Source organism: Mesorhizobium sp. M0862, assembly GCF_040319795.1.
Classification (GTDB): Bacteria; Pseudomonadota; Alphaproteobacteria; order Rhizobiales; family Rhizobiaceae; genus Mesorhizobium.
The window spans coordinates 1-21,406 of sequence record NZ_JAMYOJ010000019.1 but is presented as its reverse complement, the minus strand read 5'-3'; the positions used below and the strand labels follow the sequence as shown (position 1 = coordinate 21,406).

Genomic DNA, 21,406 nt, shown 5'->3' with positions numbered 1-21,406 from the left:
CCTGCTCTAACGCCCTACCGGCGTCATTTCAATGATCGCCCGTGGCCATTTCAATGACAGGTTCTTCACCGCTTCCTAACCCGGCTGCCTGACAATGGCGGCATGCAGGAATTTCTCATCCCGGCAAAACCCGACCTCCAGGCAGCGCGCGAAAGCTGGCTGAAGATGCTGGCGCGCGAGCGCCGGCTGTCGCCGGCGACCGTCGAAGCCTATGAGCGCGACACGCGCCAGTTCCTGCATTTCCTCACAGGGCATTGCGGCGGCTCGCCTGGTCTTTCCGACATCGCCACTCTCCGCCCGGCCGATCTGCGCGGCTTTCTTGCCGCGCGGCGCAACGCCGGCGCCGGCGCCCGCACGCTCGGACGCGGCCTCGCCGGCATCCGCTCGCTGCTGCGCTTCCTCGAACGGCGCGGTCTCGCCAATGCCGCCGGTGCCGCTGCGTTGCGCGCGCCGCGCCAGCCGAAATCGCTGCCCAAGCCGCTGACCGCCAGCGATGCCAAACATGTCGTGTCGGTGGAAGGCCAGCTGGCTGAAGAGCCCTGGATCGCCGCCCGCAACGCCGCCGTGCTGACGCTGCTTTATGGATCGGGCCTGCGCATTTCCGAAGCGCTGGGCCTCAGCGCCGCCGACCTGGCATCGGAAGCCGACACCGTGCTGCGCGTCACCGGCAAGGGTGGCAAGACACGGCTGGTGCCGGTGCTGCCGGTGGCGCTGCGGGCCATCGCCGAATACCGAAAACTGTGTCCCTACCATCTCGATCCCAAGGGCCTGCTGTTTCGCGGCGCCCGGGGCGGGCCGCTCAACCCGGCCATCGTCCAGCGCGACATGGCCAGGCTGCGCTCGGCGCTGAACCTGCCCGACACCGCGACGCCGCACGCGTTGCGCCATTCCTTCGCCACCCATCTGCTCGGGCGCGGCGGCGACCTGCGCACCATCCAGGAACTGCTCGGCCACGCCAGCTTGTCGACGACGCAGGTCTATACCGGCGTCGACACGGCAAGGCTGCTCGAGATCTACGAATCCGCCCATCCCCGCGCGTGACACTGTATAAGTCCAGGACAATTTCCCCACGCCGGTTAACCGTTTCGCCGCTTTTCAGTCCTAGAACCGCACCATGAAACGCGCCCTTGCCATCGCCGACCGCGCGGCCCTTGTGTCGCTGAAGCTGCTCGTCGCGCTCAACGCCCTGTTTTTCCTGTCTTTTCTCGTCGCGTTGCTGCTTGCCATGGGCAAGGCGCATGCCGAAGCCCCGGCCTGCGCCGGCGCCGATCTGCTATCGGCCCTGCAGAAGGAAGACCCCGCCGCCTATGCCAGGATCGAGACGGAAGCAGCAGCGACGCTGAACGGCAAGGGCCTGTTGTGGAAGCTGGAGAAATCAGGCGAAAAGCCGTCCTTCCTGTTCGGCACCATGCACATGACCGACCCGCGCGTGACCACTCTGCCGCCGGCAGCCAGGAAAGCCTATGACGCTGCCGGCACCATCATCATCGAGACCACCGACGTGCTCGACAAGCAGAAGATGATGGAGGCCATGCTCAAGGAACCCGAGCTGATGATGTTCACCGACAACACGACGTTGTCGTCGCTGTTGTCGCCGGAGGATGCGGCGGTGGTGAACAAAGGGCTCGATGCGCGCGGCATTCCGCCGGCGAGCGTCTCCAAGATGAAGCCGTGGCTGCTGTCGGCCATGGTCGCGCTGCCGGTCTGTGAGGTCGCCCGTCAGGCAGGCGGCGCACCGGTTCTGGACGTCAAGCTGGCGCAGGACGCCAAGGCCTTGGGGAAGCCGGTGGAAGGGTTGGAGACCGCTGCCAGCCAGCTGCACGCCATGGCCTCGCTGCCGATTGCGTTCCACATCAAAGGGCTGGTCGAGACCCTGAAGCTCGGCGACAAGATAAACGACATCAACGAAACCATGATCGTGCTTTACCAGCGCGGCGACACCGGCACCTTCTGGCCGCTGTTGCGTTCGATCTCGCCCGACGAAGACGACGACGCAGGTTACGCCGAATTCGACCGGACGATGATCACCGGCCGCAACAAGGTCATGGCCGACCATGCCGCACCGATCCTGGCCAAGGGCAATGCCTTCATGGCCGTCGGCGCCATGCATCTTCCCGGCCCCGAAGGCCTGGTCGAGGATTTTCGCAAGGCCGGCTATACCGTCACCGCCGTCGACTGAGCAGCGCCCGTCTTGAATACCGAATCACGTAAGCCCGGCTCTGTGCGGTGCGCAACTGATTCGCAAAGCGGAGGCGGTTGGCCCTATTTTTGGCGGAAAAGGCCAGCTAAGCTCGTTCTACCTCGTTCGTGATTGATTTTGCGGGGGAAATACAGGCCAACAAGCGGTTGCGAATCAGAATTTTCCTGCGTTCGTCAATTTGAAGGCCTAGTATGAACCCGTTCAACGGTTGCGCGTTGAGGGGTGTTGATTGATGCTTTTCATCCACGGAGGACACTTTTATGGCGAACCCTAACGATCCAGCGCCCAGGTCGGGTGGTGGCAGCGGCTGGCTGATTGCGCTGGTCGTCGTCATCCTTGCGATTGTCGCGTACTATGTTTTCGGCAGAAGCGGCGAACATCCTGCGCCCGCAGAGCCGCCGGCAGCCAGCACACCGGCGCCCGCACCTGCACCGGCTGAGCCGATGAAGCCCGCCGAACCGGCTCCCGCACCAGCCCCTGCGCCCGCACCGGCTCCTGCGCCAGCTCCGGCACCCGCGCCTGCTCCGGCGCCGAGCCCGTAATCTGGCCAACTGATCTGGCATCTTGATTCCAGCCAAGAACGGCCCGCTGAAAAGCGGGCCGTTTTGTTTGGGGCACCTATCGGCGAGCGTCGCGATTCTTCACCGCCCCCTCTGTCCTGCCGGACATCTCCCCCTCGAGAGGGGAGATCGGCAGTTCACGAACAGCGCCAGGTTAGAAACGTGAGAAACTTGAAAGCTCGCGACGCGGCGGTGAAGTCCAATCTCCCCCCTTGAGGGGGAGATGGCCGGCAGGCCAGAGGGGGGTGCTGTCCCTCCAGCGTTTCCTTAAATATGGATCGGCTTGAAGAACGTCGCCAGCGCTGCTTCCTTCACCGCTTCCGACATTGTCGGATGCGCGTGGCAGGTGCGGGCGAGGTCTTCGGAAGAGCCGCCGAACTCCATCAGCACCGCCGCCTCATGGATCATCTCGCCTGCGCCGAAGCCGACAATGTGGACGCCGAGCACGCGGTCGCTGGCTTTGTCGGCGAGGATCTTCACGAAGCCGTCCGTGTGCAGCATGGCGCGCGCGCGGCCGTTGGCGGTGAACGGGAATTTGCCCATCTTGTAGTCGATGCCGGCCTTCCTCAGCTCTTCCTCTGTCTTGCCGACCGAAGCGATTTCCGGGCTGGTGTAGACGACGCTCGGAATGACGTCGTAATTCACGTGGCCGGCCTGGCCGGCAATGGTCTCGGCCACCGCCACGCCTTCATCCTCGGCCTTGTGCGCCAGCATCGGCCCGGCGATGACGTCGCCAATGGCGTAGATGCCGGCCACGTTGGTCCTGAGATGCCCGTCGGTCTTGACCCGGCCGCGCTCGTCGACCTCGACGCCGGCTTCTTTCAACCCGAGGCTGTCGGAATAGGCCCGGCGTCCGGTCGAGATCAGCACCGCGTCGGCCTCGATGGTCTCGGCCGCACCACCCTTGACCGGCTCGAAGGTAACGGCGGCGCCCTTTTTGGCCTTGGTCACCCCTGTCACCTTGGCGCCGAGCTTGAACTCGAAACCCTGCTTGGAAAGCAGGCGCTGGAACTGCTTGGAGACCTCGCCGTCCATGCCGCCCAGGATGGTGTCGAGGAATTCGACCACGGTGACCTTGGCGCCGAGCCGTGCCCAGACCGAGCCGAGCTCCAGACCGATGACCCCACCGCCGACCACCACCAGATGTCCCGGCACTTTCTCCAGCGACAGCGCGCCGGTCGACGATACGATCACCTTCTCGTCGATGTCGACCTTGACGCCGGGAATGCCGGCGACATCGGAGCCCGTGGCGATAACGATGTTTTTCGTCTCGATCTCCTCGACCTTGCCATCCTCAGCCGACACCGACACCTTGCCGGCCGCGACCACCTTCCCGGTGCCGCGAAACGAGTCGATCTTGTTCTTCTTGAACAGGAAGGCGACGCCATTGACGTTGGCCGAAACGGTCGCGTCCTTGTGCGCCATCATCTTCTTCAGATTGAGTTTCGGCGCCGGTATCTCGACACCCAGCGCATCGAAGGAATGGCCGGCCTCGGCGAACATCTCCGAGGCATAAAGCAGCGCCTTGGATGGGATGCAGCCGATGTTCAGGCAGGTGCCGCCGAAAGTGGCGTTCTTCTCGACCACCGCGACATTGAGCCCGAGTTGTGCCGCCTTGATGGCACAGACATAGCCGCCCGGTCCCGACCCGATGATAACGACATCATAAGCCATGTTCGTTTCCCTTAGCTTGGGGCTCAGCGGCCGCCGCTTACATTCAGGATTGCGCCCGTCGTGTAGGACGCTTCATCCGACAAAAGATAGAGAACGGCATGCGCGACTTCATCCGCCGTGCCGGCTCGTTTCATCGGCAGCATGTCGCGGAACCGCTCGACCCGGTCCGGCTGGCCGCCCGAAGCGTGGATCTCGGTGTCGATGATGCCCGGCCGTATCGCATTGACCCGCACGCCTTCGGTCGCGACTTCGCGCGCCAGTCCGAGCGTGAAGGTGTCGATCGCCGCCTTGGACGCGGCATAGTCGACATATTCGCCTGGCGAGCCGTGTAGCGACGCAGCCGACGAGATGTTGACGATGGCGCCGCCCTGGCCGCCATGCTTGCTCGACATGCGCCGCACCGCTTCGCGGGCGCACAGAAACGAGCCGATGACATTGATGCGCATCATGCGCTCCAGCCGCGCCAGGCTCATCTCGTCGACACGCGCCTTGACGTCGACGATTCCGGCATTGTTGACCAGGGCGTCGAGCCGGCCATAGGCGCCATCGACGGCTTCGAACACGGCGACGATGTCAGCCTCGACGCCGACATCGCCCTTGACCGCTATCGCTTCACCGCCACCGACCTCGATCTCGGCGACCAGCGCCTGGGCCGCGGCCTCGTTTGCGGCATAGTTGACCGCGACGCGGTAGCCGGCCTTCGCCGCAAGCCGGCAAGTGGCCGCACCAATGCCGCGGCTGCCGCCGGTGACCAGAAGCACTTTTTGCGATGCACTCATTCCTGGCAGCCCTTCAGCAGAAACACATCCCACGGCAGTTTCGAGAAGCCTTTCGGACCGAAGGCCGACGACATCTGCAGCGACGGGCCGAGATCGGGGAAGATCAGGCTCTGCGGCGCGTCCGTGCCTTCGGCTGCCAGCAGCGCAATGTTGCCCTTGTCGTCGGCGCTGTAGACGACACCCTGCCACACCGTGCAGCCGGCAAGCTCGTCACCGGTGACGTCGCCGGTCGGGCATTTGTACATCAGCGATCCATGCGGCCGCGAAACGCCCGATGTCCACATGACGATGCCGTCGAGCACGATGCCCTTGTCGAGCACCATCTTGAAGGTATTGGTGACGGTGGCCGCACCCATCGTCGGCCGAAAATCGATTCCGGCATCGCTCTCGGCATCGCCATAAACGGCAAGCGCCAGAGGGCAGGCGGCGTGTGCGGGGATCGGCGTCGCCACCGCTGCTGCTAGCGACAGGGCCAGAACACGCTGCGAAATGCGGAAGGACCGGATTGTCATTCGTCGCCCTGAACATCCCGGTCGACAAGGAAGACCGCTGCTAGAAAGTAATCTATCTCAAAGACAATTTTCGCATCCCCGTCCACCGGAATGGTGTTGATCTCATACTTGAGGGTCAAATAGCGGGAGCCTTCCGACAGTTCGATATAGATGTCGCGCTCATCGCCGCCACCGATTGTCCAATTGAACTCAGGCTTGTTCAGGACCTGCAGCGCTTTCGGCAACGCGTGAAATGCAATCGGGTCGTTGCCAGCCAGAATGGTTGGATGTCTTCCCAGATTGAGTTCGAAATCGCCGCGCCAGGTCGCCATCATGCCATTGAGTGCCAAGGCGGTCTTGGAAGGCTCGACGCTGATCGATCGCAAGCGAAAATCGGGGCTGAAGAAGAATTCGCAATTGGCGCCATAGATACACCACGCGGACTCCGTGTCCCCGTGGCGATAATGACCGTCCACCCGCACATCCTCCGCGTCGATCAGTTGTCGAACCGCCTCACGGCTGCTTTTGCCGAGTTCGAGAGGACCCGCGCGGCCAGTCGTCAGGAGTTCGAACAGGTCGATCGGCTGGGCGGGCTCGGCCATCCCGGATCACTCACAGATCGAGCACCAGCCGTTCGGGATCCTCCAGGCTATCCTTGACGCGGACCAGGAAGGTCACGGCTTCCTTGCCGTCGACGATACGGTGATCGTAGCTCAGCGCCAAGTACATCATCGGCCGGATCACGATCTGGCCGCCGACCACGACCGGCCGGTCCTGGATCTTGTGCATGCCCAAAATGCCGGACTGCGGCGCATTGAGGATCGGCGTCGACATCAGTGAGCCGTAAACGCCGCCATTGGAGATGGTGAACGTACCACCCTGCATGTCGGCGACCGACAGCTTGCCGTCCCGCGCGGCAATGCCCAGCCGGCCGATGTCCTTTTCGATCTCGGCAATCGACATTTGGTCGGCATTGCGCACCACTGGCACGACGAGACCCTTTTCGGTGCCGACGGCAACGCCGATATGGGCATAGTTCTTGAAGATGATGTCGGTGCCGTCGATCTCGGCATTGACCGAGGGGATTTCCTTCAATGCGTGCGTAACCGCTTTGGTGAAGAAGCCCATGAAGCCGAGCTTCACGCCGTGCTTCTTCTCGAAGATGTCCTTGTACTTGGTCCTGAGCGCCATCACCGCCGACATGTCGACCTCGTTGAAGGTGGTCAGCATGGCGGCGGTCGACTGCGCTTCCTTCAGCCGGCGCGCAATGGTCTGGCGCAGCTTGGTCATGCGCACGCGCTCCTCGCGCGACGCATCGTCGCCCGAGGACGGCGCACGCACGGCGACCGGAGCCGGTGCGGCCTTCGGAATTTCGGCCGGCTGCGACGGCGCGCCCTTGGAAATCGCGTCGAGCACGTCGCCCTTCAGCACCTGGCCGCGCTTGCCCGAGCCAGAAACCTGGTCGACCGACAGATTGTTCTCGGCGATCAGCTTTGCGGCAGCTGGCGCCGGCGGCATTGTGCGCGGCTCGACCGGCCCGGCATCGCCGGCGATCTTGGCGGTCTCGGCCGCGGCCTGCTTGGTCGTATGTGCCGCGTCGGGGCTCGACGCCTGCGACACAGCTTGCGGCTTGGTCTCCTGCTTGGACGCCGGGGCGGCCGTAGCGACGCCTGCCGAGATCGAGCCGAGCAGCGCACCGACGCCGACGGTCTCGCCTTCCTTGGCGGTGATCTCGCCAAGCGTGCCGGCGGCGGCGGCAGGCACCTCCACTGTCACCTTGTCGGTTTCGAGCTCGACCAGCGGCTCGTCGACGGCAATGGCATCGCCGACCTTCTTGAACCACTTGCCGATGGTCGCCTCGGTGACGGATTCGCCGAGAGTGGGAACGCGGATTTCGGTAGCCATTGTGCTGTCCGTTTCTTCTCTGTCTGTTCTATTCGCCGGGTTTGTTCTATTCGCCCAGCGCGTCTTCGAGCAGGGCGGCGAGCTGTGCCAGATGCTTCGACATCAGCCCGGTCGCCGGCGACGCCGCCGCCGGCCTGCCGGTGTAGCGCACCCGCTGATGCTTGGCGTCGATATGAGCCAGCACCCATTCCAGATACGGATCGATGAACGACCAGGCGCCCATATTCTTGGGCTCTTCCTGGCACCACACCATCTCCGCATTGCGGAAGCGCGACAGCTCGGTGATCAGGGCCTTGGCCGGGAACGGGTAGAGCTGTTCGACGCGCAAGAGATAGATGTCGTTGATGCCGCGCTTCTCGCGTTCCTCGTAGAGGTCGTAATAGACCTTGCCCGAGCACAGCACGACGCGGCGGATCTTGGAATCCTTGGTGAGCTTGATCGCCTGGTTCTGCAACAGCTGGGCATCGTCCCACAACAGCCGATGGAACGAGCTTTCGCCCGAAATTTCCGGCAGCGTCGACACTGCCCGCTTGTGGCGCAGCAGCGACTTCGGCGTCATCAGGATCAGCGGCTTGCGGAAGTCGCGCTTCAGCTGCCGGCGCAATATGTGGAAGTAGTTGGCCGGCGTGGTGCAGTTGGCGACTTGCATATTGTCTTCGGCGCAAAGCTGCAGAAAGCGCTCGAGCCGGGCCGAAGAATGCTCCGGACCCTGGCCCTCATAGCCATGCGGCAGCAGGCATACTAGGCCTGACATTCTGAGCCACTTGCGCTCGCCCGACGAGATGAACTGGTCGAACACCACCTGGGCGCCGTTGGCGAAATCGCCGAACTGCGCTTCCCAGAGCGTCAGCGCCTTCGGCTCGGCCAGGCTGTAGCCATATTCGAAGCCAAGCACCGCCTCTTCCGACAGCATCGAGTTGATGACTTCGTAGCCGGCCTGTGCCGCCGACAGATTGTTGAGCGGGATGTAGCGGGTCTCGTCTTTCTGGTCGTAGAGCACGGAATGGCGCTGCGAGAAGGTGCCGCGTTCTGAATCCTGGCCGGAGAGCCGGATCGGATTGCCGTCGAGCAGGATGGCGCCGAAGGCCAGCGCCTCGGCCGTCGACCAGTCGATGCCTTCGCCGGAGTCGATCGCCTGGCGGCGATTTTCGAGGAAGCGGATGATGGTCTTGTGCGCCTCGAAGCCCTTCGGCACCTCGGTCAGTTTCTTGCCGATGTCCTTCAGCACCTTGACCGGCACGGCGGTCTTGCCGCGGCGTTGTTCGTCCTGGTTGTCGGCCGTGCGCAGGCCGGACCAGGCGCCGTCCAGCCAGTCGGCCTTGTTGGGCTTGTAGTGCTGGCCGACTTCCCATTCGGATTCCAGATGGGCGCGCCAGTCGGCTTTCATCTTGTCGAGTTCGGCCTGGCTGATATGGCCCTCGGCGATCAGCCGCTCGCCATAGATCTGCACCGTCGTCTTGTGGTTGCGGATGTTGGCGTACATGATCGGCTGGGTGAAGGCCGGCTCGTCGCCCTCATTGTGGCCGAAGCGGCGATAGCAGAACATGTCCACCACCACCGGCTTGTGGAACTTCATGCGAAATTCGATCGCCACCTTGGTGGCATGCACCACCGCTTCCGGGTCGTCGCCATTGACGTGGAAGATCGGCGCCTCGATCATCTTGGCGACGTCGGACGGATAGGGCGACGAGCGCGAGAAGCGCGGATTGGTGGTGAAGCCGATCTGGTTGTTGATGATGAAATGCAGCGTGCCGGCGACGCGGTGGCCGCGCAGGCCCGACAGGCCGAGGATTTCCGCGATCACGCCCTGGCCGGCAAAGGCGGCGTCGCCATGCAGAAGCAGCGGCAGCACCTTGGCGCGCTCTTCCAGCGGCACGATCTCCTCGCGGCTGCGGCCGAACAGATAGTCCTGCTTGGCGCGCGCCTTGCCCATCACAACCGGATCGACGATTTCCAGATGCGAGGGATTGGCGGTCAGCGACAGATGCACCTTGTTGCCGTCGAATTCGCGGTCCGACGAGGCGCCGAGATGGTACTTGACGTCGCCCGAGCCCTCGACCTCGTCAGGAGCGGCCGAGCCGCCCTTGAATTCGTGGAAGATGGCGCGGTGCGGCTTGGCCATCACCTGGGACAGCACGTTCAGCCGGCCGCGATGCGCCATGCCGAGCACGATCTCCTTCATGCCGAGCTGGCCGCCGCGCTTGATGATCTGCTCCAGCGCCGGGATCAGGCCTTCGCTGCCATCGAGGCCGAAGCGCTTGGTACCCTTGTACTTGACATCGATGAACTGCTCGAAGCCTTCGGCCTCGACCAGCTTCTGCAGGATCGCCTTTTTTCCCGTAGCGGTGAAGGAAATCTCCTTGTCGGCACCCTCGATGCGCGCCTGGATCCAGGCCTTCTCCTCGGGGTCGGAAATGTGCATGAACTCGACACCGAGCGTCGAGCAATAGGTGCGGGTCAGGATCTCCAGCATCTGCCGGATGGTGCCGAATTCGAGGCCGAGCACATTGTCGAGGAAGATCGGCCGGTCGTAGTCGGCTGCGGTGAAACCGTAATTCTCCGGGGACAGCTCGTTATAGTCCTCAAGCGGCTTGGCGATGCCGAGCGGGTCGAGATTGGCATGCAGATGGCCGCGCATGCGGAAGGCGCGGATCATCATGATGGCGCGCACCGAATCGCGCGTCGCCTGATGCACGTCGGCATCCGACAGCACGACGCCATTGGTGACCGCCTTGTCCTTGACCTTCTTTTCCAGATGCTTCTCGACGATGCCCCAATTGCCGTCCAGCGCCGACACCAGTTCGCCATTGGCCTGCAGCGGCCAGGACGGCTTTGCCCAGGAAGCGCCCTTGGCGTTCTTGCGCACATCGCCGGCATCGTCCTTCAACCCGGCGAAGAAGTCCTGCCATTCGGGGTTTACCGACTCCGGATCGTCCTCATAGGACGCGTACAGCGCGTCGATATAGTCGGCATTGCCGCCATAGAGGAAAGAGGTGAGCGAAAATTGGTCGTTGGCCTGATCTTGTCTTGCCATTTTTGTCCGCGGAGCCTGGCTCCGTCTCCTTTTCAAAAGCGAATAGTGAGTAGCGAGTAGCGATTTTTCCCGGGTCGCGCCGTTACTCTCTTTTCCCTATTCGCTATTCACTACTCGCTACTCACTTAGCCTTGATCGCCTCGACCAGCGTCGTGCCCAGCCGGGCCGGCGATGGCGATACCTTGACGCCGGCCGATTCCATCGCCGCGATCTTGTCTTCCGCGCCGCCCTTGCCGCCGGAGATGACCGCGCCCGCATGGCCCATGGTGCGACCGGCCGGCGCGGTGCGCCCGGCGATGAAGCCGGCCATCGGTTTCCTGCGGCCGCGCTTGGCCTCGTCCTTGAGGAACTGCGCGGCGTCTTCCTCGGCCGAACCGCCGATCTCGCCGATCATGATGATCGACTTGGTCTCGTCGTCGGCGAGGAACATTTCGAGCATGTCGATGAACTCGGTGCCTTTGACGGGGTCGCCGCCGATACCGACGGCGGTGGTCTGGCCGAGGCCGACATTGGTGGTCTGGAACACTGCCTCATAGGTAAGCGTTCCCGAGCGCGAAACAACGCCGACCGAGCCCTTGCGGAAGATGTTGCCGGGCATGATACCGATCTTGCATTCGTCGGGGGTGAGCACGCCGGGGCAGTTCGGGCCGATCAGCCGCGAGGTCGAGCGGTCGAGCCGCGCCTTGACCCTGACCATGTCCATCACCGGAATGCCTTCGGTGATGCAGACGATCAGCGGGATCTCGGCCTCGATGGCTTCGAGGATGGCTTCGGCGGCGCCCGCCGGCGGCACATAGACCACCGAGGCATTGGCGCCGGTCTTTTCCTTGCCCTCGGCAACGGAAGCGAAGATCGGCAGGTTCTCGCCCTTTGCGCCGGTCCAGGTCTCGCCGCCCTTCTTGGGATGGATACCACCCACCATCTTGGTGCCGTGATAGGCCAAGGCCTGCTCGGTGTGGAACGTGCCGGTCTTGCCGGTCAGGCCCTGAACCAGCACCTTGGTGTTCTTGTCGATGAGAATGGACATCGGAGCCCTTTTCTAAAAACCGTTGATCGAGGAAGGCGAAACGCGCCGGTAGACGCCGCTCACCATGTCTTGCCAGCTGTCGCTGCCGGCAGGTTTGAAATGCAGTCGCATCCGGTAGGCATCGACATTGTCGAAAATATACGTCACGCGTGCTGAGCCACGCGGCGACGACCGCTCCAGAACCAGCTCATCGCCGTTCCACGTTCCTGTGGCCGGCGAGGCCGGCACAAAACCCATGGAGTCGAACTGGTGCATGGTGAAGAGCCTGTTTGGCTGGTCGAAGCCGAACACGCTGTGCGAGCCGAACGAGACCGTGCCGTCGCGGCGCTGGCGATAGCGCTGCACCACGAACAGGCCGCCGAACTGTGGCTCTGCCAGCACTTCCGACGCCGCCGGTCCGCCATCGGCCCACTGCGTTTCCGCCACCTCTTCCTCGCCGCGCCAAGCGCCGACCAGTGCCTGCAGGCGCTGGTGATCGGCCGAGAGCGAGGAGAACGCGTTCATGGGTCAGAGCCGCTTCAAATCGGAGACGGTAAGGTCGCTCTTGGCGTTGCCGGTGTTGAGCGTCGTCGCCGGCTCGAACATCAGCACCACCGGCTCGGCGGTCAGCGACCGCGGTCGGTGCTCGACGCCCTTCGGCACGACAATGAAATCGCCCTCGCCGAGCTCGACCGGGCCGTCGCGAAAATCGATGGCGATCTTGCCCCGCAGCACGAGAAAAGCCTCGTCCTCATGCTCGTGCGCATGCCAGTCGAAGGTCTCGCCGAACTTGGCGACCTTGGCCTGGCTGTCATTGACGTCGCCGGCAATATGCGGATCGAAGACCTTGGTGATCGTTCGATCCGCCGCCTCGACGAGGTTTATCTTGCGCGGAGGCATTCGCCTTCAGCCCTTCACCGCCGCCACGATCTTCTTGGCTGCGTCGTCGAGATCGTCCGCCGACACCACGTTGAGGCCGCTGTCGTTGATGATCTTCTTGCCGAGTTCGGCGTTTGTGCCTTCGAGGCGCACCACCAGCGGCACTTCCAGGCCGACTTCCTTGACCGCGGCAATGACGCCCTCGGCAATGATGTCGCACTTCATGATGCCGCCGAAGATGTTGATCAAAATGCCTTTGACCGCCGGGTCCCTGGTGATGATCTTGAACGCTGCCGTCACTTTTTCCTTGGACGCACCGCCGCCGACATCGAGGAAGTTGGCGGGTTCCGCGCCATAGAGCTTGATGATGTCCATCGTCGCCATGGCAAGGCCGGCGCCATTGACCATGCAGCCGATATTGCCGTCGAGCGCGACATAGGCGAGGTCGTATTTCGACGCCTCGATCTCCTTCTCGTCCTCTTCGGTGGTGTCGCGCAGTTCCATCAGCTCGGGATGGCGAAACAGCGCATTGTTGTCGAACGACACCTTGGCGTCGAGCACGCGCAGCCTGCCGTTCTTCATCACGATCAGCGGGTTGACCTCGAGCAGGCTCATGTCCTTCTCGACAAAGGCCTTGTAGAGGATCGGGAACAGCGTGCCGGCATCCTTGGCGGCATCGCCGGTGAGGCCCAGCGCTTCCACCAATATGTCGACGTCGATGGTCGTCACGCCGGCCAGCGGGTCGATGGCGCGGGTGATGATCTTTTCCGGCGTGTCGTGGGCGACGCCTTCAATGTCCATGCCGCCCTCGGTCGAGACGACGAAAGCGATGCGGCCGACCGAGCGGTCGACCAGGATGGACAGATAAAGCTCGCGATCGATGTCGGCGCCGTCCTCGATATAAAGGCGGTTGACCTGCTTGCCGGCCGGGCCGGTCTGCTTGGTGACCAGCGTGTGGCCGAGCATCTCATTGGCGTTGGCGACGACGTCGGCCACCGACTTCGCCAGCCGCACGCCCCCCTTGGCGTCGGGCGACAGTTCCTTGAACTTGCCCTTGCCGCGGCCGCCGGCATGGATCTGGCTCTTCACCACATAGAGCGGACCGGGCAGCGCTTGTGCCGCGGCTTCCGCCTCGCTTGCCTTGAACACCGGCACGCCCTCGGCCACCGGCGCGCCAAAGCTCTTCAGCAGCGCCTTGCCCTGATATTCATGGATGTTCATCTGGATGGTCTCCGGATCGGCTGCTTGGGGGGATCACTTCGAGGCGAGGTGCGGGGCGATCTTGACGCAGGCCTCGGTCAGGCCCTGCACCGTCGCCACCGAGGCGTCGAACATCTTCTGCTCGGCCTTGTTGAGGTCGATCTCGATAATGCGCTCGACGCCGCCGGCGCCGATCACAACGGGAACGCCGACATAGGTGCCCTTGACGCCATACTGGCCCGAGAGATGCGCCGCGCAAGGCAGCACGCGCTTCTTGTCCTTGAGGTAGGATTCGGCCATCGAGATGGCCGAGGCTGCCGGCGCGTAGAAGGCCGAGCCGGTCTTGAGCAGACCGACGATCTCGGCGCCGCCGTCGCGGGTGCGCTGGACGATCTGGTCGAGCTTTTCCTTCGAGGTCCAGCCCATCTTGATGAGATCGGGCAACGGAATGCCTGACACAGTGGAGTAGCGGATCATCGGCACCATGGAATCGCCGTGGCCGCCGAGCACGAAGGCGGTAACGTCCTCGACCGAGACCTTGAACTCCTCGGCTAGGAAATAGCGGAAGCGCGCGCTGTCGAGCACGCCGGCCATGCCGACGACATGGGTCTTGGGCAGGCCGGAAAACTTCTGCAGCGCCCAGACCATGGCGTCGAGCGGGTTGGTGATGCAGATGACGAAGGCCTTGGGTGCATATTTCTTCAGCCCGGCGCCGACCTGTTCCATGACCTTGAGGTTGATGCCCAGCAGATCGTCGCGGCTCATGCCTGGCTTGCGCGGCACGCCCGCGGTGACGATGCAAACGTCGGCGCCCTCGATGCCGGCATAATCATTGACGCCGGTCAGCCGGGAATCAAAACCGTCGACCGGCGACGACTGCGCGATATCGAGCCCCTTGCCTTGCGGGATGCCCTCGGCAATATCGAACAGCACCACGTCGCCGAGGTCCTTGAGGCCGATCATGTGAGCGAGCGTGCCGCCGATCATGCCGGAGCCGATGAGCGCTATCTTGTTGCGTGCCATGTGAGGAAATTTTCCCTTTGTCTGTGACGACGCCCAAAATCCCTGGCGATCTGTTGACGGCGTCGAGGAAGAGGCCGGAATGCTATGGTCTCAGCTAGATTTCGCCGCATCCAGTAGCCCCGGTGGAAAATATATTCAATCGATTATTTTCGAGTGAATGATTTCAATCGGTTAGAAACATTGGTACTTACGTAAACGTCAAAGTTTGTAGGCCAGCTTGGGAGATTTTACCCAATGAGCGTGGAAATCAGAAGACTATATCCAGGCGATGACGCCCTTGTGAAGCGCATCGCCGAAGACGTGTTCGATGAACCGGTACGGGCCGACAGACTGTCCGCCTACCTCGCCTCCTCAGGTCATATGATGATTGTGGCACTGGCCGATGGCGTCGTCGTCGGCCAGTGTGCTGCCGTCATCCACCGCCACCTGGACAAGGTCAGCGAACTCTACATCGACGAGGTCGGCGTCTCACCCGCCTACCAGCGCCATGGCATCGCGCGAAAGATGCTCGACGCCATGTTCGCGCTCGGCCGCGAGCAGGGATGCGGCGAAGCCTGGGTCGGCACCGAACCGGACAATGTCCCAGCGCGCGCGCTTTATGAATCGCGGGAGGTGCATGGGCCGGCGGAGTCGTTTGTGATGTATGTGTACGAGCTTTAGGCGTCGGCGGGACAGCGCCCCCCTCTGCCTTGCCAGGCATCTCCCCCACGAGGGGGGAGATCGGACGTCACGCGACCTTTCGCCAATCTCCAATGGCCGCAGGAATGAGCGGAGCGCCGAAACCGCCAATCTCCCCCCGTGTGGGGGAGATGTCCGGCAGGACAGAGGGGGGCGCGAAGGATCACTACATAATGACCTCTTGGAACCCTCAGACCTGCGCTTCCGCGTTGTCCTTCTGCCGTTCCGCCCAGTCCTCCAGCCAGTCGCGGCTTTGCATCTCGATCAGCCGCGAGGCGGTGCGTTCGAATTCGAACACCTCGACGCCGCGCCTGGCCGTGTAAAGCTCAGGCGGGGGAGCCTCTGCGCTCACCACCAGCCGCGTGTGATGATCGTAGAGCGTGTCGATCAACAGGATGAACCGCTTGGCCTCGTTGCGCTTGCCTTCGCCCAGCACCGGCACGTGATCGATGAAGACGGTCGAGAAGCGGCCGGCAATGGCCAGGAAATCGCGTGCGCCGAGCGGCTTTTCGCAGAGGTCGGCGAAGGAAAACCGCGCTGCATCCCCGGCGGCAGCCGGTATCCTCACTTGCCGCCCCTTGAGCGTCAGCGAGGTCTCGGCCGTCAGCGCTCCACGCGTCATCGCCTGCCAGGCCTCGTCGAGCACACGGTCGGCTTCGGCATCCGCCGGGGTGACATAAACCGGCGTGCGGGCGAGCTTTTCCAGCCTGTAGTCCTTGTCGGCATCAAGCGTCAGCACATGGGCGTGGCGCTCGAGAATGCTGATGAAGGGCAGGAAAAGCTGGCGGTTCAGCCCGTCGCGATAAAGGTCCTGCGGCGCGACATTCGAGGTGGCGACCAGAACCACGCCATTGGCGAACAGCGCCGAAAACAGCCGCGACAGGACCATCGCATCGGCAATGTCGGTGACCGAAAACTCATCGAAGCACAGCACCCAGGCCTGTTCGGCAAGCTGAAGCGCGACCGGCGGGATCGGGTCGTCCTCCTTGACGTCGCCGTTCTTGCGCGCCTGCCGGTGCTTCTGGATGCGGTCCTGCACATCGGCCATGAAGTCGTTGAAATGAACGCGGCGCTTGCGCCTGACCGGCAACAGCTCGAAGAACATATCCATCAGCATGGTCTTGCCGCGACCGACGCCGCCATGAATGTAGAGGCCCTTGACGACCTCGCGCGTCTCGCGCTTGCGGGCAAACAGCCAGCCGAGCGCGCTCGACTTGTGCGCCAGCCGCTTGACCGAGATCTCGTCGGTCAGCCGGTCGAGCGCGGCGGCGATGCGCTCCTGCGCAGGATCGCGCTCGATGGCGCCGGTTGCGACCAGATGGTCGTAGCGCTGCCTGACGGTCGCATGGGTCTGGAGGCCGTCACGCAGATGCATCGGTCACGTCGCTTACTTTGAGCGGATTGCTCCAGGAAAGATCAGGGTGTGTTGAGGTTCAGGTCAGGCCGAGCCGAGAATGGTGGCTCCTGAGAACCGGAGCGGAGCGTACTTAAGTACGCACCGGAAGCGCAGGAAGCCGCCGTTCGCAGGCCGGCCTCACCTGAATATCAGCATACCCTGCCTACCTTGTAAGCGATATCGGCAAGCCGTTGGTAGTCTGGCCGTCGAATTTCGAACCGCCCGAGGAATAGAGCCGCGCCAGCGTGCCGCCATTCTCGTCATAGAGCGTCAGCTGCTTGCCGGCGACGTTCCACGATTTGATGCCGTCGATGGGCGGCGGGCAATGCAGCGGCCCGGCGCGGAAGCCGGCGCCGAATTTGGTCTGCGGCGTCGCCACCTTGCAGCTCTGTCCGGACACGCTGGCGTTCCAGACGCCGGCAACGCTCGCAGCGGTAAGGTCGGAGGCTCCGGCCGGCGCCGATCCGTCCGGCGGCAGCGAGGCGACCTGCGCGCCTGCCGGCGCGGTCGGGAATTGCGATGGGTCGGTGGTGCCCGGCGCTGCCGGGGGCGGCAGTTGGCTTCCGCTCACCGTGCCGGCGGGCGCGGGCTGCAGCGGGGCGGGCTGCTGGTCATCCATCGATGAAAAACGCGAGGTCGAACAGCCGCTCGCAACGAGCGCTGCCAGCGATACGGCCATCAGCCCGCTTCTCGAAAAAATCATTCAAACCTCCGTCGGATCCGGCTGGGGGGGAAGCCGTCCGCACAATCTCACCCCTCACCAAGATGGAGAAGGTGGCGAAATTTCAACCCGATATGGTTAAAATAGGGTTTGCACCACGAATTGTTGTAAATTTGTCGCAAAATGGCTGGCGGACAAAAGGCATGTCTTCGCTCTAGCGCGGTTCCAACCAGTACATTGGTTGCGAAAGCGGCACCGGAGCCCGCAGCAGGTCGGCGCATCGGCGGTCGAGCGCAACTGCCGGCGCAAAACTGACTGAAGCGCTTGAGGCGCAAGGCCTGGCGCGTGAGCGGTTTCGCGCCTTGCGTCCGGGCGAGGTTTGGGACGTTCCCGAGATCGAGCGCGGCTGGAGTCTGCATTTGGCCGTTTACGGCACTGCCATTTTAGCCGATGGTCTATCGCAACAGGGGGAACAGATGAAATCAATCTTGGCAGTTTTGATCGCGCTGGTAATTTCGACGCCGGCCGCTTTCGCGGGTGAAATCACCGATCGCGCCGCTGAAGCCGAAAAGGCACTGCAGGCGGGTGATGGCGCCGGCGCGCTGGACAAATTCCGCAGCGCCGAGGACGCTCTGTGGCAAGCGATGCCGCTTGGCGTGCAAAATGTGAAGCATATCCTGTCGGCCAGCGGGTTCGGCGCCTACGCCGAGCGCCCGAACCATGTCTACAAGCCGGGCGAAGAGATTGTGCTTTATATGGAGCCGGTCGGTTACGGCTACGGCTCGGATGGGCTCGGCAACAACCAGATCGCGCTTTACGTTGACCTTACCGTGCTTTCCCAGTCGGGCGAGAAGCTGGGAACCGTCGAAAAGCTTGGCCGGGTCCAGCTCGCCTCGCGCTCGCATAACCGAGAGATGTTCTTCAAATTAAACGTCTCCCTGGATGGCGTTCCCCCCGGCAAATACCGAGCGGATTTCCTCATGCATGACGAGAACTCGCAAAAGACGGCGCCTTTCACGACCGACTTCGAGATTGCCGAATAGCGCGCCCAGTCGGAGAGAGCCTCGCGGCAAGAGGGAACCAGAGCGCGGCAGATGCGTTCTTAGGCCGCTGCAGTCAATTTGCGAGGCATTGTCCATGATCAAATGGATCATCATTCTTCTCATCGTTGCTGCCGCCGCCAGCCTGCTCGGCATGCCGGCGCTGGCCGGTGCCGCCGCCACCGGCGCGCGCGTGCTGATCGGCATCGTTCTCGTCATCTTCCTGCTGATCGTGCTCGGCGTTTTCGCGGTAACCTAAACGCAGCCCACACTGGTAATTCCCGCCCGTTTCCGCCATATAGCGGCGAAACGTACAGGAATTACCTCAGATCATGGCAGGCACTGCCCCCTTCGCCAAGATGAACGGCATCGGCAACGAAATCATCGTCGCCGACATGCGTGGCCGTGCCGATAGGGTCACGGCGGCGTCGGCTGTCGCGCTGAACGCCGATGCGGCGACTAGGTTCGACCAGATCATGGCGATCCACGATTCGCGCACGCCGGGCACCGCCTTTTACATCGACATCTTGAATTCCGACGGCTCGGGCGCGCAGGCCTGCGGCAACGGCATGCGCTGTGTCGTCCAGGCGCTGGCCGCCGAAACCGGCCAGAAGACTTTCACCTTTGAGACCCGCGCCGGCATCCTCAACGCCGTCGAACATGCCGACGGCACCATCTCGGTCGACATGGGCACGCCGCGCTTCGGCTGGCAGGATATCCCGCTGGCTGAGGAATTCCGCGACACCCGCATGATCGAGTTGCAGATCGGCCCCATCGACGCGCCGGTGCTGCATTCGCCTTCGGCTCTCTCGATGGGCAACCCGCACGCCATCTTCTGGGTCGAAAACGATGTCTGGTCCTACGAACTCGAGCGTTTCGGCCCGCTGCTCGAAAACCATCCGATCTTCCCCGAGCGCGCCAACATCACTATCGCCCAGGTAACGTCGCCGGAGACGATGATCATCCGCACCTGGGAACGCGGCGCCGGCCTGACCAAGGCCTGCGGCTCGGCCGCTTGCGCTTCCGTCGTCGCCGCTGCCCGCACCCGGCGCACCGGCCGCAGCGTTACGCTGATGACGCCCGGCGGCGGCTCGCTGCATGTGGAATGGCGCGACGACGACCACGTCATCCTGACCGGTGCCGCTGAATGGGAATTTTCCGGCAGTTTCGATCCGTCGACCGGCACCTGGGCCCGCGACACCGAAAGCGCGGCCTGATGTCTGCACTTGCCGATACCAAGGGCCTCAACTCCCAAGGCATAGACGTCGTCACCTTCGGCTGCCGTCTCAACACCTATGAATCCGAGGTGATGCGGCGCGAGGCCGAAAGTGCCGGCCTCGGCGCGCTCAAAGGCGGGGCTATCATCTTCAACACCTGCGCCGTCACTTCGGAAGCGGTGCGCCAGGCCAGGCAGTCGATCCGCAAAGCCCGCCGCGAAAACCCGGCGGCGCGCATCATCGTCACCGGCTGCGCCGCGCAGACCGAACCGCAGAATTTTGCCGCCATGGACGAGGTCGACCTCGTGCTCGGCAATGAGGAGAAGCTGAAGGCGAACTCCTATCGCGCGCTGCCGGATTTCGGCGTCAACGACACCGAAAAGGCGCGCGTCAACGACATTTTCTCGGTGCGCGAGACCGCCGGCCACATGGTCGACGCCATTGAGGGCCGGGCGCGTGCTTTCGTCCAGGTGCAGAACGGCTGCGACCATCGCTGCACCTTCTGCATCATCCCCTATGGCCGCGGCAACTCACGCTCGGTGCCGATGGGCGCGGTTGTCGAGCAGGTCAAGCGTCTGGCCGGCAACGGCTACGCCGAGATCGTGCTGACCGGCGTCGACATGACCAGCTTCGGCGCCGACCTGCCGGGCGCGCCGAAGCTGGGAAAGCTGGTGAAGACCATCCTGAAGCAGGTGCCTGATGTGAGGCGGCTGCGGCTGTCCTCAATCGATTCGATCGAGGCGGATGATGATCTGCTCGACGCCATCGCCACCGAACCCAGGCTGATGCCGCATCTGCATCTGTCGCTGCAATCAGGTGACGACATGATCCTGAAGCGCATGAAGCGCAGGCATTTGCGTGACCAGTCGATCCGCTTCTGCGAGGATGTGCGCAAGCTGCGCCCCGAAATCGTCTTCGGCGCCGACATCATCGCCGGCTTCCCGACCGAGACCGAGGAAATGTTCGAGAATTCGACAAATATTGTCGAGGAATGTGGGCTGACGCACCTGCATGTCTTCCCGTTTTCGCCGCGCGAAGGCACGCCCGCCGCGCGCATGCCGCAGGTCCGCCGCGAATTGGTCAAGCAGCGCGCGGCCCAGCTGCGCGCCGCTGGTGAGGCTGCGTATCGCCGCCATCTGTCATCCCTCCCGGGAACGCGCCAAACGATCCTTATCGAGCGCGACGGCCTCGGCCGCACCGAAGGGTTCACGCTTGCCGCGCTAGGCACAGGCGCGCCGGGCGAGATCGTCGAGGCAGACATCACCGGCCATGACGGCGCGCGCCTGATAGCAGCCCCGCTCACTGCCCGCGCCCCCTGAGACGATTGAAGCATGGCCGGTTTTTTCAAGAACATATTTTCGTTCGGCAAGAAGGAAGTCGTCGAGGAGCGCATCGACGAAACCGCTCCCCTGCCGCCGATCAAATGGGATGCGCTTGAGGCGCTGAAGCCGGCGGCCGAGCAGGTCGTTCCGGAGTTCTTGAAGCGCGAGGAGCCCGAGCCGCCGACGCCCCACCCTCCCCTCGATGGGGAGGGTCGCCACGAAGTGGCGGGGAGGGGTGAGAGCGCCGACGCCGGCGCCCCTCACCCCCCACCCCCAGCGTCGGGTGGGGCCGCCCCCCGCGAGGGGGGGGGAAAGGCCGGTGTGGTTTTAAAAAATACGAG

The 21,406-nt window shown here is 63.3% G+C and carries 20 protein-coding genes and 1 pseudogene; 8 read left to right on the top strand and 13 right to left on the bottom strand.

Going from position 1 to position 21,406, the window contains the following annotated elements:
- Positions 1-102 precede the first annotated feature (102 nt).
- A complete protein-coding gene (locus NKI15_RS24320) occupies positions 103-1,041 on the top strand; it encodes a tyrosine recombinase XerC (RefSeq protein ID WP_023706731.1) in 939 nt (312 codons plus the stop codon).
- Positions 1,042-1,114: 73 nt separating this feature from the next.
- Positions 1,115-2,179, top strand: a complete 1,065-nt coding sequence (locus NKI15_RS24315; RefSeq protein ID WP_023706732.1) for a TraB/GumN family protein — start codon at positions 1,115-1,117, stop codon at positions 2,177-2,179.
- Between the two features lie 848 nt (positions 2,180-3,027).
- On the opposite strand, the gene lpdA is transcribed toward NKI15_RS24315, so the two are convergent.
- The 11 genes from lpdA to mdh all read right to left on the bottom strand — a co-directional run bounded on the left by lpdA (position 3,028) and on the right by mdh (position 14,751).
- Positions 3,028-4,434, bottom strand: a complete 1,407-nt coding sequence (gene lpdA / locus NKI15_RS24310; protein ID WP_023706733.1) for a dihydrolipoyl dehydrogenase — start codon at positions 4,432-4,434, stop codon at positions 3,028-3,030.
- 23 nt (positions 4,435-4,457) lie between these two features.
- Positions 4,458-5,213: an SDR family oxidoreductase gene (locus tag NKI15_RS24305; protein ID WP_023706734.1), complete on the bottom strand. Its 756-nt coding sequence runs from the start codon at positions 5,211-5,213 to the stop codon at positions 4,458-4,460.
- Positions 5,210-5,725 (bottom strand): hypothetical protein, encoded by a 516-nt coding sequence (locus tag NKI15_RS24300; protein WP_023706735.1) that lies wholly within the window; start codon positions 5,723-5,725, stop codon positions 5,210-5,212. Before NKI15_RS24300 ends, NKI15_RS24305 begins: the two co-directional genes overlap by 4 nt.
- Complete coding sequence (locus NKI15_RS24295; protein WP_023706736.1) at positions 5,722-6,306, bottom strand: hypothetical protein; 585 nt, start codon at positions 6,304-6,306, stop codon at positions 5,722-5,724. The genes NKI15_RS24300 and NKI15_RS24295 overlap by 4 nt, the downstream gene beginning before the upstream one ends.
- A gap of 10 nt (positions 6,307-6,316) precedes the next feature.
- Complete coding sequence (gene odhB, locus NKI15_RS24290; RefSeq protein ID WP_023683869.1) at positions 6,317-7,609, bottom strand: 2-oxoglutarate dehydrogenase complex dihydrolipoyllysine-residue succinyltransferase; 1,293 nt, start codon at positions 7,607-7,609, stop codon at positions 6,317-6,319.
- Positions 7,610-7,655: 46 nt separating this feature from the next.
- The gene (locus tag NKI15_RS24285) at positions 7,656-10,643 is read right to left on the bottom strand and encodes a 2-oxoglutarate dehydrogenase E1 component (protein WP_023706737.1); all 2,988 of its coding nucleotides are present in this window, start codon (positions 10,641-10,643) and stop codon (positions 7,656-7,658) included.
- Positions 10,644-10,764: 121 nt separating this feature from the next.
- Positions 10,765-11,670, bottom strand: coding sequence for a succinate--CoA ligase subunit alpha (gene sucD / locus NKI15_RS24280; RefSeq protein ID WP_023724452.1), 906 nt, complete (start codon positions 11,668-11,670; stop codon positions 10,765-10,767).
- A 12-nt stretch (positions 11,671-11,682) separates the two neighbouring features.
- Entirely contained in the window at positions 11,683-12,174 is a 492-nt protein-coding gene (locus NKI15_RS24275; RefSeq protein ID WP_023706739.1) for a DUF1579 family protein, read from the bottom strand.
- Positions 12,175-12,177: 3 nt separating this feature from the next.
- Positions 12,178-12,549, bottom strand: a complete 372-nt coding sequence (locus tag NKI15_RS24270; RefSeq protein WP_023706740.1) for a cupin domain-containing protein — start codon at positions 12,547-12,549, stop codon at positions 12,178-12,180.
- Between the two features lie 6 nt (positions 12,550-12,555).
- Positions 12,556-13,749 carry an ADP-forming succinate--CoA ligase subunit beta gene (sucC, locus tag NKI15_RS24265; protein ID WP_023706741.1) on the bottom strand — a complete coding sequence of 398 codons (1,194 nt, stop codon included), beginning with the start codon at positions 13,747-13,749 and terminating at the stop codon, positions 12,556-12,558.
- Between the two features lie 33 nt (positions 13,750-13,782).
- Positions 13,783-14,751, bottom strand: coding sequence for a malate dehydrogenase (gene mdh / locus NKI15_RS24260; RefSeq protein WP_023670541.1), 969 nt, complete (start codon positions 14,749-14,751; stop codon positions 13,783-13,785).
- Between the two features lie 234 nt (positions 14,752-14,985).
- Between mdh and NKI15_RS24255 the strand changes: the two genes are divergently transcribed.
- Complete coding sequence (locus NKI15_RS24255) at positions 14,986-15,411, top strand: GNAT family N-acetyltransferase (RefSeq protein ID WP_023708755.1); 426 nt, start codon at positions 14,986-14,988, stop codon at positions 15,409-15,411.
- A 208-nt stretch (positions 15,412-15,619) separates the two neighbouring features.
- On the opposite strand, the gene zapE is transcribed toward NKI15_RS24255, so the two are convergent.
- Positions 15,620-16,804, bottom strand: a complete 1,185-nt coding sequence (gene zapE, locus NKI15_RS24250; RefSeq protein ID WP_023699243.1) for a cell division protein ZapE — start codon at positions 16,802-16,804, stop codon at positions 15,620-15,622.
- Positions 16,805-16,988: 184 nt separating this feature from the next.
- Positions 16,989-17,528: a protease inhibitor Inh/omp19 family protein gene (locus NKI15_RS24245; RefSeq protein ID WP_023687689.1), complete on the bottom strand. Its 540-nt coding sequence runs from the start codon at positions 17,526-17,528 to the stop codon at positions 16,989-16,991.
- A 434-nt stretch (positions 17,529-17,962) separates the two neighbouring features.
- Here NKI15_RS24245 and NKI15_RS24240 point away from each other — a divergent pair, with 434 nt between their 5' ends.
- The 5 genes and pseudogenes from NKI15_RS24240 to NKI15_RS24220 all read left to right on the top strand — a co-directional run.
- Positions 17,963-18,529, top strand: coding sequence for a hypothetical protein (locus NKI15_RS24240; RefSeq protein ID WP_023706743.1), 567 nt, complete (start codon positions 17,963-17,965; stop codon positions 18,527-18,529).
- A 94-nt stretch (positions 18,530-18,623) separates the two neighbouring features.
- Positions 18,624-18,785, top strand: coding sequence for a DUF1328 family protein (locus tag NKI15_RS24235; RefSeq protein ID WP_023683859.1), 162 nt, complete (start codon positions 18,624-18,626; stop codon positions 18,783-18,785).
- Positions 18,786-18,858: 73 nt separating this feature from the next.
- Positions 18,859-19,743, top strand: coding sequence for a diaminopimelate epimerase (gene dapF / locus NKI15_RS24230; RefSeq protein WP_023706744.1), 885 nt, complete (start codon positions 18,859-18,861; stop codon positions 19,741-19,743).
- Complete coding sequence (gene mtaB, locus NKI15_RS24225) at positions 19,743-21,062, top strand: tRNA (N(6)-L-threonylcarbamoyladenosine(37)-C(2))-methylthiotransferase MtaB (RefSeq protein WP_023706745.1); 1,320 nt, start codon at positions 19,743-19,745, stop codon at positions 21,060-21,062. The genes dapF and mtaB overlap by 1 nt, the downstream gene beginning before the upstream one ends.
- A gap of 12 nt (positions 21,063-21,074) precedes the next feature.
- Positions 21,075-21,406: pseudogene (locus NKI15_RS24220) on the top strand (hypothetical protein); the annotation flags it as partial.

Bases quoted from the DNA above. Each gene is read 5' to 3' on its own strand.
- NKI15_RS24320 (WP_023706731.1), top strand. From the start codon at position 103: ATGCAGGAATTTCTCATCCCGGCAAAACCCGACCTCCAGGCAGCGCGC.
- zapE (WP_023699243.1), bottom strand. From the start codon at position 16,804: ATGCATCTGCGTGACGGCCTCCAGACCCATGCGACCGTCAGGCAGCGC.
- NKI15_RS24245 (WP_023687689.1), bottom strand. From the start codon at position 17,528: ATGATTTTTTCGAGAAGCGGGCTGATGGCCGTATCGCTGGCAGCGCTC.
- NKI15_RS24285 (WP_023706737.1), bottom strand. From the start codon at position 10,643: ATGGCAAGACAAGATCAGGCCAACGACCAATTTTCGCTCACCTCTTTC.
- sucC (WP_023706741.1), bottom strand. From the start codon at position 13,749: ATGAACATCCATGAATATCAGGGCAAGGCGCTGCTGAAGAGCTTTGGC.
- NKI15_RS24240 (WP_023706743.1), top strand. From the start codon at position 17,963: ATGAAATCAATCTTGGCAGTTTTGATCGCGCTGGTAATTTCGACGCCG.
- NKI15_RS24255 (WP_023708755.1), top strand. From the start codon at position 14,986: ATGAGCGTGGAAATCAGAAGACTATATCCAGGCGATGACGCCCTTGTG.
- lpdA (WP_023706733.1), bottom strand. From the start codon at position 4,434: ATGGCTTATGATGTCGTTATCATCGGGTCGGGACCGGGCGGCTATGTC.
- mtaB (WP_023706745.1), top strand. From the start codon at position 19,743: ATGTCTGCACTTGCCGATACCAAGGGCCTCAACTCCCAAGGCATAGAC.
- NKI15_RS24295 (WP_023706736.1), bottom strand. From the start codon at position 6,306: ATGGCCGAGCCCGCCCAGCCGATCGACCTGTTCGAACTCCTGACGACT.
- NKI15_RS24270 (WP_023706740.1), bottom strand. From the start codon at position 12,549: ATGCCTCCGCGCAAGATAAACCTCGTCGAGGCGGCGGATCGAACGATC.
- NKI15_RS24300 (WP_023706735.1), bottom strand. From the start codon at position 5,725: ATGACAATCCGGTCCTTCCGCATTTCGCAGCGTGTTCTGGCCCTGTCG.
- mdh (WP_023670541.1), bottom strand. From the start codon at position 14,751: ATGGCACGCAACAAGATAGCGCTCATCGGCTCCGGCATGATCGGCGGC.
- NKI15_RS24305 (WP_023706734.1), bottom strand. From the start codon at position 5,213: ATGAGTGCATCGCAAAAAGTGCTTCTGGTCACCGGCGGCAGCCGCGGC.
- dapF (WP_023706744.1), top strand. From the start codon at position 18,859: ATGGCAGGCACTGCCCCCTTCGCCAAGATGAACGGCATCGGCAACGAA.
- NKI15_RS24235 (WP_023683859.1), top strand. From the start codon at position 18,624: ATGATCAAATGGATCATCATTCTTCTCATCGTTGCTGCCGCCGCCAGC.
- odhB (WP_023683869.1), bottom strand. From the start codon at position 7,609: ATGGCTACCGAAATCCGCGTTCCCACTCTCGGCGAATCCGTCACCGAG.
- NKI15_RS24275 (WP_023706739.1), bottom strand. From the start codon at position 12,174: ATGAACGCGTTCTCCTCGCTCTCGGCCGATCACCAGCGCCTGCAGGCA.
- sucD (WP_023724452.1), bottom strand. From the start codon at position 11,670: ATGTCCATTCTCATCGACAAGAACACCAAGGTGCTGGTTCAGGGCCTG.
- NKI15_RS24315 (WP_023706732.1), top strand. From the start codon at position 1,115: ATGAAACGCGCCCTTGCCATCGCCGACCGCGCGGCCCTTGTGTCGCTG.